At 62.3% G+C, this 17,164-nt stretch carries 8 protein-coding genes; 3 read left to right on the top strand and 5 right to left on the bottom strand.

Annotated features, from left to right (window positions below; genetic code table 11):
* Positions 1–73: 73 nt before the first annotated feature.
* Positions 74–1,582 carry an L-piperidine-6-carboxylate dehydrogenase gene (gene amaB, locus Q363_RS04345; RefSeq protein ID WP_035348114.1) on the bottom strand — a complete coding sequence of 503 codons (1,509 nt, stop codon included), beginning with the start codon at positions 1,580–1,582 and terminating at the stop codon, positions 74–76.
* A 127-nt stretch (positions 1,583–1,709) separates the two neighbouring features.
* Between amaB and frr the strand changes: the two genes are divergently transcribed.
* Positions 1,710–2,294, top strand: a complete 585-nt coding sequence (gene frr, locus Q363_RS04340) for a ribosome recycling factor (protein ID WP_035348301.1) — start codon at positions 1,710–1,712, stop codon at positions 2,292–2,294.
* A 297-nt stretch (positions 2,295–2,591) separates the two neighbouring features.
* On the opposite strand, the gene Q363_RS04335 is transcribed toward frr, so the two are convergent.
* The 4 genes from Q363_RS04335 to Q363_RS04320 form a co-directional block, all read right to left on the bottom strand.
* Entirely contained in the window at positions 2,592–3,545 is a 954-nt protein-coding gene (locus Q363_RS04335; RefSeq protein ID WP_281175970.1) for a phosphotriesterase family protein, read from the bottom strand.
* A 468-nt stretch (positions 3,546–4,013) separates the two neighbouring features.
* Positions 4,014–5,489: an efflux transporter outer membrane subunit gene (locus Q363_RS04330; RefSeq protein ID WP_035348111.1), complete on the bottom strand. Its 1,476-nt coding sequence runs from the start codon at positions 5,487–5,489 to the stop codon at positions 4,014–4,016.
* Positions 5,486–6,736, bottom strand: coding sequence for an efflux RND transporter periplasmic adaptor subunit (locus Q363_RS04325; protein ID WP_245632029.1), 1,251 nt, complete (start codon positions 6,734–6,736; stop codon positions 5,486–5,488). The genes Q363_RS04330 and Q363_RS04325 overlap by 4 nt, the downstream gene beginning before the upstream one ends.
* Entirely contained in the window at positions 6,733–9,924 is a 3,192-nt protein-coding gene (locus Q363_RS04320) for an efflux RND transporter permease subunit (RefSeq protein WP_035348109.1), read from the bottom strand. Before Q363_RS04320 ends, Q363_RS04325 begins: the two co-directional genes overlap by 4 nt.
* A 129-nt stretch (positions 9,925–10,053) precedes the next feature.
* Here Q363_RS04320 and Q363_RS04315 point away from each other — a divergent pair, with 129 nt between their 5' ends.
* Both Q363_RS04315 and Q363_RS04310 read left to right on the top strand, forming a co-directional pair.
* The gene (locus tag Q363_RS04315) at positions 10,054–10,959 is read left to right on the top strand and encodes a LysR family transcriptional regulator (RefSeq protein WP_035348108.1); all 906 of its coding nucleotides are present in this window, start codon (positions 10,054–10,056) and stop codon (positions 10,957–10,959) included.
* A gap of 221 nt (positions 10,960–11,180) precedes the next feature.
* A complete protein-coding gene (locus Q363_RS04310; RefSeq protein ID WP_035348106.1) occupies positions 11,181–17,159 on the top strand; it encodes an Ig-like domain repeat protein in 5,979 nt (1,992 codons plus the stop codon).
* Positions 17,160–17,164 lie beyond the last annotated feature (5 nt).

Here is a 17,164-nt window from a genome sequence, read left to right as displayed (position 1 = left end):
TGCTGCAGAAGGCGGTAAATCTGCGGCTGGCGGGACTCCTCCGCAGCCTGCGGCCGAGGCGAAGAAGCAAGCGTCAGTCGATGTCGAAGCTGACACCCTGAGCCAACGGAAGGTCGGTTCCGTAGTTGATGGTGTTGGTCGCGCGGCGCATATAGGCTTTCCACGCATCGGAGCCTGACTCGCGTCCACCTCCCGTCTCCTTCTCGCCGCCGAAGGCTCCGCCGATCTCGGCCCCGGATGTGCCGATGTTGACATTGGCAATGCCGCAGTCGGAGCCGGAGGCAGAGAGAAAGCGCTCGGCCTCGCGCATGTTCGTGGTGAAGATCGATGACGAGAGCCCCTGGGGAACGGCGTTGTGCAGAGCGATGGCTTCCTCGAGCTCGCGGTAGCGCAGCACGTAGAGGATCGGGGCGAAGGTCTCGCGGCGCACGACATCGCTCTGCCCGGCGATCTCGACCAGCGCCGGGCGGACGTAGAAGGCGTCTCCTGCATCGGGTATCTCGACGCGCTCGCCGCCCAGAACAGTTGCGCCGGAGCTTCGCGCCGCATCGAGCGCCTGCTGCATGTCTTCGAACGCGCGGCCATCAATCAGCGGACCGACGAGCGTGTCAGGCTGGCGCGGGTCGCCAACGGTGACGGAGCCGTAGACCCTGCGCAGCTTCGGCAGCAGATCGTTATAGACCGAATCGTGGACGATGAGGCGGCGCAGCGTCGTGCAGCGCTGGCCGGCCGTTCCCATGGCAGCGAAGGCGACTCCACGCAGCGTGAGGTCGAGATCGGCGGAGGGCGCGACGATGGCCGCGTTGTTACCACCGAGCTCGAGAATCCCACGAGCGAAGCGCTGCGCCAGTCGCGGGCCGACGGCGCGTCCCATTGCGGTCGAGCCTGTCGCCGAGACCAGCGGGACCAGCGGCGAGTCAACCATCGCTTGTCCCACGGAGGCATCACCGATCAGCAGCGTCGAGAGGCCGTGCGGCACGTTGCCGAACCTTTGCGCCGCACGCTCGAAGACCGCCTGCGTCGCGAGCGCCGTCAGCGGCGTCTTCTCCGACGGCTTCCACACCACGGAGCTGCCGCAGACAAGTGCCAGCGCGGCGTTCCAGCTCCAGACGGCGACGGGAAAGTTGAAGGCCGAGATGACCCCGACGACGCCGAGCGGATGCCATGTCTCCATCATGCGGTGATGTGGCCGCTCGGAAGGCAGCGTCATTCCGGCGAGTTGACGTGAGAGGCCGGCGGCGAAGGTGCAGATGTCGATCATCTCCTGCACCTCACCGAGCCCTTCGGAGAGGATCTTTCCTGCCTCCAGAGTCACCAGCCGACCCAGCGTCTCGCGTTCGGCGCGCAGCTCCTCGCCGAGCAGACGGACGAGTTCGCCCCGACGCGGCGCGGGTACATCTCGCCACGCAAGAAAGGCGTTGTGGGCCGCGGCGATAGCACGATCTGGCGCAGCGGAGACGGCAACGTTGGCGATGACTTCGCCGGTGATCGGAGAAGTCACCGCGAGTGGTCCGCGGGAGAAGGCGTGGGCGGGTACGTTGAGGTGCATGAGGAGTTGGCGGATTTCCTGCTCGATGGTCATAGGTCAGGGCTAGCCTAGAACTGTCACAGGTGGCATGGCAACCGCACCGCTAACGCTCGATCCTCAGACCGGTCACTTTTCCGATAGAATTTTCGTTGGCGCAACCGCGCATGAGGACGGAAGCACTATGGCATCAGCGATGGCAGGCATTGAAGCGTTGAAGGGAACCCACCAGGAGTTGAAGACGCGGATGGAGAAGTCGGTGGAAGACTTCCGGGCGCACCTTGCTGCAACGCGCACCGGCCGCGCGAACGTGCATATGCTCGATCAGGTGAAGGTGGACTACTACGGCACGGACACGCCCGTCGCGCAGCTTGGCCAGGTCAGCGCGCCCGAGCCGACGCTGATCCTCGTGCAGCCCTACGACAAGGCGATGGTCTCGGCGATCGAGAAGGCGATCCGGACCTCCGGCACGGGCCTGAACCCGATGTCCGATGGAACCGTCGTGCGCGTGCCTGTCCCGGCGATGACCGAGGAACGGCGCAAGGAAGTGGTCAAGCACCTGAACAAGACGCTCGAGGACCACAAGACGGCGATTCGCAACATCCGCCGCGACGGCAACGACCAGATCAAGAAGGCTGCCAAGGACAAGCTCATCTCCGCCGACGACGAGAAGCGCGCCAATGAGGAGGTTCAACAGCTCACCGACGCCGAGATCAAGCGCATCGAGGAGCTGTTCAAGGCCAAGGAAAAGGAAGTCATGACCGTCTGACTCCAGCCGCGGAGGGAGAAAGGCCCCTTCGGCGCGAAGTTCCGGGAACGACAGGCGAAGTTCCGCTTGGAATACATCCGGATATATCACGCCTGATCGAGTTCGGGCGGTTCGCCGCTCGCGACCGGCAACAACGAGGCGAGGGAAAACCTGAGACCTTCACGTTCCTGGGCTTCACCCCACTACTGTGGGCAGCGCATCAGTGACGGAGCTTTCATCGCCAGGAATGGCTTTTCCGCGAAGTCCGGGACGGAACCAGGCTTGCGTGTCTTTCATAAGGCATGGGCTCGCCGGATTTTACATGGTGCGGTATCGCTGACCACGAATCGCAAATGCGTTGGCCGGGTTTTCTACCGTAAGTTTTCGAATGGTTGCTTCGCTGATCCCAGAGTTATGTAAAGCGGGCAGAAACACATCACTCAAATAATTGAAGTTGCGAACCTCTCCTCCGTTCTGCTGGCCGACCCAATACCAACCACTGTCCTGCGAAAGCAGCAGGCGGCTGGCATTCTTCTCCGTCATGTCATGGACCAGCTTGAGGTGCGATTCGAGTGGCCGTCTGCCGATCCCGTCGAAGGAGACCCACGCGCCAAGTGCCGCCACCTCTCGGTTGATTGGCAGCCCATGGCCGTCCGAATGAGCAACGATAAAGCGGTCTGGGTCGGCTCTTTCTTCCACGAAGATCTTCGTCGCTGTTAAACCCGCCGGTCCACCTCCGGTGTGACAGGTCACAGATAAATTGGTCCGTCGCGACGCACGCGCAGAAGCCCGCACAAGCTTTTCATCGATGGGCGAAAGCCGATCCGAGCTACCTTTGATTTCATCGATACCGATCTTTATGAAGCCAGGCTTCACCCCGGTGTCTTCAATGCCGTGTACGAACTCCGCTACCCAGAGGTCAGCGAGTTGATCTGGCGTTGCGCCGTAAGCATGCTTCGGCACAAATTTGTCGTCCGCGCCACCGTAATAGCCGGTGTTCGTGACAATATGTAGTCCGGTTTCCTGGGCCAACTGCTTCAACACTCGCGGATCGCGCCCGATGTAGGCCGGTGTGCAGTCGATGAATCCCGTCACCCCGCGTTCCTTCAACTGCTTGAGCAAGGGCAGCATCCGTTTCACCACGGCCTCCACCTCCCAGCGATGCCGGTCGGTCTGCTCAGCGCCAATGAAATCACACATCACGTGCTCATGAACGAGGGTGACTCCTAGTTTGGAGGCTGGAATTGGGCCAAGAACCGTCTGAACGAGCATGTCCGGAGCCTGGGAGCCCGGAAGCGTATTGGTCGCTGCAACAACAGTCACCAATGCGGCATCGCTCAGAAATGCCCGCCGTGTAAGTTTCAGCTGCGGTGTCATGATGATTTTGTGCCTCGAAGAAAAGACCCTCGAACCGACGTGTCGGTAGTGAATTGAAAAAGCTCCAAATCAAAGCAGAACCAGACAGTACCGGCAACGAGCGGATAGCATTCCGCACAATACGGGCGTACGACTCCGTTCGGGATCCACGTTAAACCCCTTCGCAGGAGGAACAATATATCAAAAGAAGAGTCTCCCGCTCACGCTGGTTGCATTCCACGGCCTGATCGGCCTTCGGCAGCTTCGGCACGTACATCGCCGGGAGAGCCTGAGGGCAAGTCTTCTTTCCCGCGATCAACCCTGGCGCTGCATTCGCCGCATGAAGTACTTGGCAACTCCGTCAAGTTTGTATTCGCTCTACGGTCAGGGGTGCTGCGGCAATTGCGACGTATCCCAGCCTCCACCCAGCGCTTTCACCAGAAGCACGCTCGCCTCCAGGCGTCGGCGTGTAATGTCGATGTCGTTGCGTTCGTTCTGGAGAAGCGCCGTCTGCCAGGTGATGACTTGCAGGTACGTATCCACGCCGCCTTCGTATCTTGTGTTGAACAGGTCCAGCGACTGCCGCGCCGAAGTTGTTGCGGCCTGCTGCTGCGTCGCCTCTACCTCCAGACCATGCAGCGCGTTCAGGTTATCCTCCACCTGCTGGAAAGCGGTCAACGTCGTCTGCCGGTAAACAGCGACTGTTGAGTCATAGTTAGCGAGCGCTATGTCCGAGGTGGCGCGCCTGCGTCCGTGATCGTAGAGAGTCTGCGACAGCGTAGGTCCTACAGCGAAGAAGCGGCTCGGCCAGGTGAACCAGTTCATCGCCGAGGTTCCGGTAAAGCCCGCCACGGCGGAGAGCGAAAGAGTGGGGTAAAATGCCGCCTCCGCAATGCCGATCTGCTCGTTGGCTGCGGCCATGCGACGTTCATCAGCGGCGATGTCCGGGCGGCGCTCAAGCAGCTGCGACGGCAGCACACCTGGAATCGTGGGTATGACGGGGCCAGCCACAGTTACGGGGTTGCGCGGCAGCGTCAGCTGTGCCGGCGGTTTGCCGATCAGGATAGCGATGGCATGTTCGTAGTCGGCGCGAAAAATGTCGACGTCGGTGGCCTGCACCTGTGCCGTCTGCAGCAGGGTCCGCGCCTGGGTAACATCGGAGAGCGGCGCGGCGCCGCCGTTGTAGCGGTCTTCGGTGAGTTGCAGCGCGCTCTGGAACGCAGTGACCGTCTCATCGAGCAGCTTACGCTGGGCGTCGGCCGAACGAAGGTTGAAGTAATCGATCGCCAGCTCTGCATGCAGCGAGAGGCGCGTCGTCTCGAGGTCCGCTGCCGAGGCCTGTGCCTGCTCCTTTGCCTGCGTGATCGTGCGGCGGATGCGGCCCCACAGATCGACCTCGTAGTTCAGGTCGAACGGCAGCGTGAAGGCCCCCTCGCCGTTATTGGCCAGGGCACTGTTGAAGTAAGGCTGGTTCGCGGAGTTGCGCACCGCACCGATGCTGGGCGAAGTTCCCACGGTGGGAGCCTTATCTGCTCGATAGAAGCGAATGGCCGCACGCGACGCGCGGAAGTTCGCCTCCGCCTCCTTCAGTGTCTGGTTCGCCGGGTCGATCTGCGCCTCGAGTGCATCGAGTTCGGGATCGTGAAACAGCGTCCACCAGTCGCCCTTCAGTTGAGCATCGCTCGGCTGAGCGACCTTCCATCCATCCGTGGCCTTGAAGTTGCTGGGCAGCGCCTCCTTGAACTCCGGCGCAAGTGGCGCCGCAGGCCGCGCATATTGCGGACCCACGCGGCAGCCTGTAAGGACTGCAGTCAGGGAGGCGGCCAGCGCGAGGCCAGCCGAACGTACAGAGAGCGTCATGGCCGCTCCTTCGTCGTGTCGAGCTGCGCCTGTACCTGCATACCGCTGGCGAGGGAGTCCGATGGATCGAGAATGATCTCGTCATTCGGGGCCAATCCCGAGGTCACTTCCACGCTGCTGCCATAATCCTGCCCGATGGTCACCTGCACCAGCTGAACGTGATCGTTGCGAACCACGCCGACTTGCATGCCCTCTGATCGGAACAGAAGCGTGTTCGACGGAATCGTCACAGTATGGGCCGCCGCAGGCACGTGGAAGTGAACGAAGACATACGCGCCGGGAAGCAGCTCGTTGTCGCGATTGTCGGCGTCGACCTCCACGTTCAGCGTTCGCGTCATGTGGTCGATCGCATTGGCATTGCGCACGATCTTCCCTGGAATCTTCACGCCCGGATTCGCGTCCTGCGTGAGCATTGCGATGTCGCCGTCGTGGATCGAGTCGGCGTACACCTCAGGTACGGACACGTAGACGCGCAGCTTGCCCGTCGTAGCCAAATGAAACAGCTCGCGAGGATTCGCCGATCCTGACCCCGCATCGATAAGATCGCCGATATCGGTGTTGCGCGCCGTGATCACGCCGTCGAAGGGAGCGATGATGCGCTCGTAGCTCTGCAGCTGCTCCAGGCGCCGGACATTCGCCCTGCTCGCGTCAACCGCAGCCTGTGCCGCAATGTAGTTGCTGCGCGCCTGATCCGTCTCCTGCTGGGAGACGGCGTGCTTGGCCAGCAGATTCTCCCACCGCTTGCTCGTCACTCCGGCCAGCTCCATGTTGGCCTGCATTCGCTCGAGTTCGGCGCGCGACTGCTGAAGCTGCTGATCGACCTCGGGCGTCTCGATCTCCGCCAGCAGCTGTCCCTTCCGGACATGCGCACCGATGTCGAAGTACCACTTGCGCAGATAGCCATTCGTACGTGAGTAGATCGGCGTCTCCGTAAACGCCTGCACATTGCCGGGAAGTGTAAGATCCTCGGCCGAAGAGCGGGACGATGGACGCACGACGTGGACCGTCTGGATCGCTGCCTCGTCCGTCGCATGCACCAGTTGCTTCTCGTGGGCCGAGCGAATGTGCAGCCCATACCCGATCGCGACCAGGAGAACAAGGGCAGCGAGAACTCCAATGGTGCGCCCGCCGCCCGGGCTGCCCGGCGTATTCGCCTGAACCGTCTCATGATGTGCGGGAACTACGTCAGTCTGCATGGTTGACGCTTTGTCCTGGGGCTGCATTTCGTTCTCCGGTGCGGTAATCATGCGTGTGTCTCCACAAGCTGTTTGCGCTCACGGTTACGGGTGCTGCGCTCACTGCCGTGTATCAAAGCAAAGACGCTGGGGACGAAGACAAGCGTCGCAATCGTCGCGCACATCAGGCCGCCGATGACAGCGCGGCCAAGCGGAGCATTCTGTTCGCCTCCATCGCCCATCCCCAACGCCATCGGTACCATGCCGATGATCATCGCGAGCGCCGTCATGATGACCGGACGGAAGCGCGTCGTACCGGCCTCGATCGCAGCCTTGATGGCGTTGCCGTGCTCTTCGAGCCGTATCTTCGCGAACGAAACCACTAGAATGCTGTTGGCCGTCGCGACTCCCATGCACATAATCGCTCCCATCAGCGCCGGCACGCACAGTGTCGTGTGGGTGAGGAACAGAAAGAGTACGATGCCGCCAAGAGCTGCAGGCAGAGCCGTGATGATGATGAAGGGATCCACCCAGCTCTGGAAGTTGACCACGATCAGCAGGTACACCAGCACGATCGCAAAGATCAGGCCGCCGCACAGGCCGATATACGCGGAACGCATCGTATCCACCTGCCCCTTCAGCGTCACAAAGGTTCCGCGGGGAAGCGTCTTCCGATTGCTGTTGAGGATCTTCTGGATGTCGCGGCTTACCGCACCCAGATCCCTATCCTGCACGTTGCCGTAGATATCCACCACACGGCGAATGTTGTACTGGCTGACCACTGCCATCTCGTGTCCCCGCTGAACAGTCGCCAGGTCGCCGAGAATCTCCGCCGTCGCCGGCGTCTTCGTAGTGCTGCTCGAAGTCGTGCGATTGATCGGAATGTTATTGAGGTCCTGTATCGACGACATCTTGTACTGCGGCGTCTGCGCCATCAGGTTATAGTTCACATGGTTATTCCAGTTGAGGAAGAACATCGGGGTTAACTGGAAGCTTCCGCTCAGCGTGTTCAGCACGCTGGCGGCGACGTCGCGTTCGCTGTAACCGCCCTGAGCGGCCTTAGTGCGGTCGACCGCAACCTGCAGCGTCGGATAGTCGAACGGCTGCTGGATGCGGAGGTCGGTAAGGCCGGGAACCGTGCGAAGTTGTGCAAGGATCTTGTCTGCTACGCCCTTGCTCGCTTCGACGTCGTTGCCTTCCAGCTGGATGTCGATCGGCGCCGGCATGCCGAAGTTCAGGATCTGCGTGGTGATGTCGGCCGGCAGCGTGTAAAACGTGGCGTTCGGGAACTTGCGTGGCAGCTCGCGTCGCAGATCGCGGACATAGTTCGCCGTAGGGTGATGGTGCTCCTTGAGTGAAACCAGGATGTCGCCGTCGTTCGCGCCCAGCGTGCCATTCGTCATGTGCTGCGTGTTCATCGCGCTGTAGGGCAGGCCGATGTTGTCCAGGATGTTGTCGATCTCCGCACCCGGGATCTCCCTCCGGATCTGATCTTCCACAAGGTCAAACAGTCGCGCGGTCTCTTCAATGCGAAGGCCCGAGTCGCCACGAACGTGCAGAATGAACTGACCGCTGTCGGTGTCCGGAAAGAAGTTCTCGCCCAGGAACGGAAGCAGTATGAAAGCGCTCAAGCACACGAGGACAAACGTGGGAACAAAGATGCGGCGCCGGGCGACCAGCCCCTGCAGCAGGCCGTGGTAGCCTCCACGAACGCGTTCAAAGGTCCGCTCAAACCCGCGCTGGAAGCCGGCAAAGAATCCCTTGCCCGGCGCGCCGTGACCATGCTCGCGCAGCAGATACATCGCCAGCGTAGGCACAAGCGTACGGCTGAGGATGTAGCTCGCGAGCATGGCGAACACGACTGCTTCGGCCAGCGGCACAAACAGATACCGCGGGACGCCGGAGAGAAAGAACATAGGCAGAAAGACAATGCAGATGCAAAGTGTGGAGACGAGAGCCGGAACCGAGATCTGCGCTGCGCCCTCGAGAATCGCCTCGCGCAGCGGGTAGCCCTCCTCAAGAAAGCGTTCGATGTTCTCGATAGTCACGGTCGCGTCGTCGACGAGGATTCCCACAGCGAGCGCCAGTCCGCCAAGCGTCATCGTGTTGATCGTCTCGCCCATCAGGCTCAGCACGATCACCGACGTGAGAATCGAGAGTGGAATCGAAACCGCGATAATCAGGGTGGAGCGCCAGCTCCCCAGGAACACCAGGATCATGATGGCGGTGAGCGCCGCCGCAATGATCGCCTCTCGAATTACACCTTCGACCGCGCCGCGAACGAAGACGCTCTGGTCCGACAGCGGAGTCATCTTCAGCTCCGGAGGCACCGTCGTCGCCACACGGGGAAGAATCGAGCGAATGCCCTTCACCACGTCCAGGGTGGAGGAGTTGCCGTTCTTCAGGATCGAGATCAGCACGCCACGTCGCCCGTCTTGGCGCACAACGTTCGTCTGTACCTGAAATCCATCGCTGACGCTCGCAACGTCTCGCAGATAGATCGTTGTGCCGTTGACCTGCTTGAGTGGAATATTGGCAAGCTCTTCGACAGTGCGCGGCGTCCCATTGGTGCGCACGTCGTACTCAGACTGCCCAATCTTGATCGTGCCCGACGGCATCACCACGTTCTGCTGCGCGATGGCATTCAGCAGGTCGCCCGGAGCGACGCCCTTGGACTGCATCGCCGCCTGATCCATGTTGATGGTGATCTGGCGCTGCTTGCCGCCGTAAGGCGAGGGAACGACCGCGCCCGGCACCGTAATCAGCTGAGTACGTACGAAGTTGGTGGCGTAATCGTTCAGCTGCGACTCCGAAAGTCCTTGGCCGGAGATGCCCAGTTGCAGAATCGGCACACTCGATGCGGAGAAGTTGATGATCTGCGGAGGCAGAACGCCGGGAGGCAACTGGCGCAGCAAATACTGCGATGCCGCCGTCACCTGCGCGTTCGCCGTGTCGAGCGAAGCGCCAGGCTGCAAGAAAACCTTCACGACGACAGTGCCGTTGTACGTCGTTGATTCTATGTGCTGGATGTTGTCGACCAGCGTCGTAAGCGCCTTCTCATACGGCGTCGTCAGCCGACCTTCCAGTTCTTCCGGATTGAGTCCCGTGTACGTCCATCCGATCGAGACGACCGGGATGTTGATGTCAGGAAAGATGTCGGTCGGTGTGCGTAGAATCACCACAGGCGCCGCAATAAGAATCAGCAGCGCAAGGACAATAAAGGTATATGGCCGATTCAGAGCAACTTTTACGATCCACATGCCTCTTAAATGCCTCGTTTCCGCAGGTAGCGGCAGAACTATCCCGCACTTGTATTGATCCACTTTGGCGTCAATTGTCGCGCAGTTCTTTCCGGCGGCTTCCATCGGAAAAACCGATATCCTAGCCTCATGGAACTGCGTCATCTTCGCTATCTCATCGCCGTGGCAGAGCATGGCAGTTTCAGCGCTGCCGCGCGGCGTCTGCACGTCGCCCAGTCGGCCATCAGCGAGCAACTGTCGGATCTGGAGTATGAAATTGGCGTTCCTCTGTTCACGCGATCGTCCAGAAAGACCAGCCTCACGCCAGCCGGCGAGCACTTCGTTGAGGAAGCGCGGCGCGTCCTCGCAGGCGCGGAGCGGGCCATCGAAGTCGCCAGACGGGCGAACCGCGGAGAGATCGGCTCGCTGCGCATCGGTTTCTTTGCCGGCAGCGTCGGCGTCAACTTCCCGCGGCTCATCCGCTCCTTCCGGAAGCAGCATCCCGGCGTGCAACTTTCCCTCGTCGAGATGACCTCGACGCGGCAGTGGCAGGCGCTCGTCAAGGGCGACATCGACGTCGGCTTTACCCGCAGGATCGAGCCGGAGTTTCGCACCGATCTGGTCTCGGAACTGATCCGCCATGACCCGATCTTCGCGATGCTGCCGAAGAACCATCCCGCCGTTCCCGGGCCCATCGATCTTCGAGACCTCGCGGGCGAACCCTTCGTCCTGTCCTCACGCGAGACCTCTCCTGCCGTCTTCGACAAGGTCATCGAGCTTTGCTCGGAGGCGGGCTTCTCCCCCCGGATCGCCAGTATCTCGACCGTTTGGTCGAGCGTCGCTCTCATGGTGCAGGCCGGCGAGGGCGTGTCGCTGCTCCCGCTCAACGAACAGCAGCTACGCACGCGCGACCTCGCCTTCTGCCCGCTCACGTCGAAGAACGCCTTCGTGGACTTCGTCGTCACCTGGTCGCCTCGCCACGACAGCGATCTGAACCGAAGCGTCCGCAAGCTTGCCCTGACCAGGGCGAGCGGGCCGCGCACTCCTCTCCTCTAAGCACTTTTGGCGCCAAAAATCATCCAATTTGTTCCTGACAGAGGAACAAATCCAGTCATCCGGCAAGAATCACCGCCTCAATTCAGCGTTTTGCCTTGCCAAAGTGTCCGCACTTCGCGAAGCGAATGGTGCAACTTTCGGGTAATACCTGTGCCGAAGAAGGGGCGGGTAGCTTAAGCACGCGTCACCAAATAGATCGGCCGTGCCTTAAAGGAACCCGAATGACCTCCCCAAAGTCGCCACGTTCCGCAAAGACCTCCCATGCTTCATTGATTGGAAAGCCTGCCTTCCAACTTCTTCTGCTCTTTGCCGCGATGCTTGCCGCTCCTGGTGCATTCGCCACGACGGCAACCACCACGACGCTTAGCATCTCGTCCACAAGTGTTCCCTACAAGACCCCGATTACGCTGACCGCCACCGTCACTGCCGGTGGCTCGCCCGTAACCTCGGGCCTCGTGCTCTTCTGCGACGCCACTGCGCCCTTCTGCGAAAACAACTCCTCGCTGCTCGGTATGGTGCAGCTCACGGCCTCGAGCGCGACCGCCGTGGTGAAGATCGGAAGCGGACCGCAGGGTGTCCACAGTTACAAGGCCGTCTATCGTGCCAACAATACCTACTCCTCCAGTACCTCGAACACGGTCAGCTATACCGTGCAGGGAACCTACGCCTCCAAGGCGGCACTGGCCTCTTCGGGCTCGGTCGGCAGCTACACGCTAGCGGCCACCATCACCGGAATCGGCTCCGTCCAGGTAGGCCCTAGCGGCACCGTTTCCTTCCTCGACACCAGTGCCGGAAACAATGTTCTCGGAACGCAGGCCCTGGGAGCGCCCGTGCTCAGCAACGCATTCAGCCAGGCCCCTAACTCGCCCTTCGACATCGGTGACGGTCTCACCTCCGTCCGCACCGTCGCCATCGCCTCTGCGTACCTCGACGGCGACAACAATCTCGACGTCATCACCGGCGACGCCGACCAGGTGATCACTGTCCTGCTCGGAGACGGCGACGGCACCTTTCAATCGAAGGTGAACTATGCCGGCTGCCAGACCGGCAAGACGCTCAAGATACAGTTAGCTGACTTCAACCGCGACGGCATCACCGACGTCGCCCTGGGCTGCTCCAACGGCAACAACGGCGGCATCGCCATCCTCACCGGCAACGGCAACGGGTCCTTCCGTGCCCCGGTCTACTACGCCACCGGCGACCTCGCCGGCCTCGCCAAGGGCGACTTCAACGGCGACGGAATCCTTGATCTGGTCGTGACCGACAAGCTGCAGCAGAATGTGAAAGTTCTGCTCGGGAATGGTGACGGCACCTTCCACGCGCCAGTAACTGCGATCAATACGCCCAGCGCGGCCAACGACATCGTCGTCGCCGACTTCAATGGCGATGGCAATGACGATCTTGGCTACGCTGTCGCGACCGCGGCATCCGGCAGCACCCTCTCCGATCTCTACATCGCGCTCGGCAACGGTACTGGAACCTTCCCAACAACTCAGCTTAAGGCGTCGGAGATCGGCGAATTCCTTACCAGCGGCGACACTAACGGCGACAACATCGTCGACCTCGTCTCCTCCACCGTCACACTGAGCGGTCCCAAGCCCACCCCGCACATCACCAACAGCATGTTCGTGCTGATCGGCAAGGGCGACGGAACCTTCCAGCCCACCGCGACCTACATCTCCGATATCCCGTCCGATCCCCACCTCACCGACGTCAACGGCGACGGCAAGGCCGACATCATCGCCGGCGGCAGCTTCGGCGCGCTCGTCTATCACGGCAACGGCGACGGCACGTTCCAGCCCTACAGTGAGCCGTTTATAGGCGGCACCAGCGCCTCGACCGCCTTCTCCCTCACCTACGCGGTCAACGCCGGCGATTACAACAATGATGGCAACGCCGACCTTATCGGCACCGACGCGAACGACCCGCGAGCCGCCGTGGCCCTCAGCGAAGTGCAGCAGACGGCCGATGCCGCCGCACTCACCGGTGTAGCCGTCTTCCCACTCGGCAGCGGCATCCACGATGTGGACGCAAGCTACGGCGGCGATGCCGTCTTCCTCCCCAGCATCTCCTCCACGGTCGCCTTGCGCGCCGCTCCCGTTCCCACCACGCTTGCACTGAATGTCTCGCCTGCCTCGGGTACACTCTCCGGCCAGGCCGTCACCCTCACCGCGACGCTCAGCCCCTTCAACGTGAGCGGCCCACCCAGCACAACGACCGATGGCCAGGCAGTAAAGTTCTATAGCGGCGCCACGCAGATCGGAACCGGCACCCTCAACAACGGCGTCGCCACTCTCAACACGACCGCGCTCCCCGCCGGCAGCAATGCTCTCAAGGCCGTCTATCCCGGTGATGAGAACTACAGCAGCAGCACCTCCAGCGTCATCAGCGTCACCGTCTCCAACGTTCTGCTGACGAGCAGTCCCAATCCCTCCGACTACCTCCAGTCCGTCACCCTCACGGCAACCGTTCCCTCGGGAGCGACCGGCAGCGTCACCTTCAAGGACGGCAGCACGACCCTAGGAACCGCGCCCATCTCTGGCGCGACCGCGTCCCTATCAACGTCAACCCTCACCGCAGGCTCGCACTCGCTCACAGCCGTCTACGGCGGCGACGGAAGCCACAGCACCGCAACATCTCCCACCGTCACGCAGGTCGTCAACAAGATCACCCCGATCATGTCGGTCTCCACCGCGGGTCAGAGCACCTATCTCTCCCCGGTGACCATCACCGCGACCCTGCCCTCCGGCACTACTGGGACCGTAACCTTCACCTCCGGTGCGATCACGCTCGGCACGGCCACCGTCAGCGGCGGCTCGGCGTCAATTACTACCACGGCTCTCCCGGTCGGAAACGCCAACCCGATCCTTGCCAGCTACGGTGGTGACTCCAACTACAACCCAGCATCCGCTTCGACCACGCGTTCCGTCACCAAGGCGAGCCCGTCGTCCACCCTGACCTCATCGGCCAATCCCTCCGCCTTCGGAGCCTCCGTCACCTTCACCGACACGCTCCCCACCAGTGTCACCGGCACTGTCACCTTCACCGCCGGCGGCTCCACTATAATCGGCACCTCGAACATCGCCAACGGCGTAGCCACCATCAGCACCTCCTCGCTTGCCGTCGGCAACACCACCATCACCGCCACCTACAACGGTGACGGCAATAACAACACTTCGGTCGCCTCGCTCGTCCAGGCGGTCAACAAATCAACGCCGTCGATGGCACTGACCTCCTCGGCCAACCCATCGCTGGTCAACCAGTCAGTAACCCTGACGGCCACGCTCCCCAACACCGTCACCGGCACCGTATCGTTCACCAACGGTGCTACGACGCTGGGAACGGCGACCATCGCCAACGGCGTCGCGACGGTCTCCACCTCGTCGTTGCCGCTCGGCAGCAATAACATCTCGGCGCAGTACAGCGGCGATACGAACAACAACACCGCTACCGCAACGCTCACCCAGGTCGTCAACAAGGCCACGCCCACCATCACCGTCACCACCTCCGGGCCCAGCACCTGGGGCCAGACCGTCACTATCACTGCCTCAGTTCCCGCGGGAGCCACCGGCACCATCACCATCACCAGCAACGGTAATCCCATCGGCAGCGGATCCGTCTCCGCCGCAGGCATCGTTACCGTGACCACCTCCACGCTGCCCGTCGGCACCGACCCCATCCTCGCCAGCTACAGCGGCGACTCCAACAACAACCCCGCTACTGGAACGACCAACCAGGTCGTCTCGAAGGCGACCCCGACCGTCATCGTCACCACTTCAGGGCCCAGCAACTACGGTGACCCCGTAACCATCACCGCTACGCTGCCTCCCGGAGTCACCGGCACCGTCACCATCACCACCGGCGGCACCACCATCGGCACCGGAAACGTCTCCGCCGCGGGAACCGTCACCGTTACCACCTCGACTCTTCCTGTCGGCACCAACCCGATCACCGCGAGCTACGGCGGCGACAGCAATAACAATCCCGCGACGGGAAGCACTACTCAGACGGTCTCCAAGGTTGCTCCTGCCATAAGCGTGGCGTCCTCACTCAACCCGTCCACCTACGGACAGTCCGTCACCTTCACCGCGACCTTCAGCTCCTCCACGGCAACCGGAACCATCACCTTCTCTGACGGCGGCACTGTTCTTGGCATCGCCGCCATCTCCGGCGGATCCGCGGCCATCTCCACCTCCGCGCTCAACGCCGGAACCCACCCCATCACCGCTGCCTACAGCGGCGACGCCACCTGGGGCGCAGCCACCTCGGCGCCGCTCACCCAGATCGTCAACAAGGCGACGCCCATTCTGCCGCCGCCCGTCGTCTCCAACCCCAACATCCCCTCCGGCACACCTGAGACCATCACCGAGACCGTGCCTCCCGGAGTCACTGGCTCCATCACCTTCGAGAACGGCGGCACCCCAATCGGAACTGCTCCCATCATCGGAGGAGTAGCCACCATCACCGTCCCCAACCTGCCAGTCGGCAGCAACCCCATCACCGCCAGCACGCCCGGCGACGCAAACAACAACCCCGCGACCTCGCCCGCGACCACGGTCACCGTCACGAAATCCACTCTGACCGTCACGCTGGTCTCTTCCATCAACCCGTCCACCTACGGACAGTCCGTCACCTTCACCGCAACCTTGTCCTCCGGCGTAACCGGAACCGTCACCTTCACCGACGGCGCCACCGTCCTCGGCACCTCGCCTGTGACCAACGGCCATGCCGCTGTCACCGCCAGCACGCTCACCGTCGGAACCCACACCATCGTGGCGACCTATGGCGGCGACTCCAACAACAACCAGGAAGCCTCCGCGCCGCTCACCCAGACCGTTACCAAGACCACTCCGGTGCTTCCGCCGCCGTCGGTCTCCAACCCCAACCCCACGCCCAACACGCCGGTGACGATCACCGAGTCTGTGCCGCCCGGAACCACCGGCTCCGTCACCTTCGAGAACGGTGGCACCCCCATCGGCACCGCACCCATCGTCGGCGGCACCGCGACCATCACGGTCCCGAGCCTCCCCATCGGCTCCAACCCCATCACCGCCTCCGTCCCTGAGACCTCATCAAGCAACGCCGCCACCTCACCGGCGACTACCGTAACGGTCGCGACGAGCGCCCCGACGGTTACGATCGCCTCGTCGCTCAACCCGGCTCCGCTCAGCCAGGCCGTCACCTTCACGGCCACGCTCAGCGCCACTGCCGCGACGGGAACCGTCACCTTCCATGACGGCTCGTCGGTCCTCGGCACAGGCGCCGTCAACGGCGGTGTGGCCGTCTTCACCACCTCAACCCTCACCGTCGGAACCCACACCATCACCGCGACCTACGGAGGCGACACCGCCTACTCCACCGCATCCTCCGGACCGCTCTCTCAGGTTATCGGCAAGCTGCCCACCACCACAGTCCTCTCTCAGAGCGCAGGCTCGCAGATGGTGAACGGTTCCGTCACCTTCATCGCGACTGTCTCCTCCACCTTGCCGAATCCCACCGGCACGGTCACCTTCCTTGACGGAACCACCGTGCTCGGCACCGCCGCGCTCAGCACCAATGGCGGAAATGCCTCGCTCACCATCAGCACGCTCTCCGGCGGCTCACACACCATCACCGCCGTCTACTCCGGCGATAACAGCTTCCTCCCCAGCACCTCGGCCCCCATCAACAACGTCGTCCACGACTTCACCAACACCAACACCGGCGCGGCGAAGCAGGATGTCTTCCCCGGCGAAGGGACCACATTCAAGTTCACCCTGGCCCCCACCGGAACCACAACGTTTATCAGCGATGTCAACCTAACCGTTACTGGCCTGCCTGAGGGGACGACCTACACCTTCTCGCCCGCAACGGTCGGCTCCGGTGCTAGCAGCACAGCCGTTACCCTCGACCTTAAGACCAGCGACAAGCTGCAGGCGCTCAACTCCGATCCGCGCAGCTCCGGCTCCCACGGAACCGGCACCATCGCGCTCGGCATGCTCGGCCTGCTTGGTCTGGGCACGGCGCGCCGCTATCGCCGCAGAATGCCGCGCATGCTGCTCACGCTGCTGCTGCTGGCAGGATCTCTGCTGCCGGTCGCCGCGCTCAGTGGTTGCGCGGGAGGCTACTTCACCCTCAAGCCCACCACCTACACGGTGACCGTCACCGGCACCGAAGGCACGATCCAACACTCAGCCACTGCAACCCTGGTTGTGCAGTAGGAGAA

Origin of the sequence: Edaphobacter aggregans DSM 19364, assembly GCF_000745965.1 — a bacterium.
Lineage (GTDB): Bacteria > Acidobacteriota > Terriglobia > Terriglobales > Acidobacteriaceae > Edaphobacter > Edaphobacter aggregans.
The sequence above is the reverse complement of the archived record's forward strand: the minus strand, read 5'-3'. Positions and strand labels throughout refer to the sequence as shown.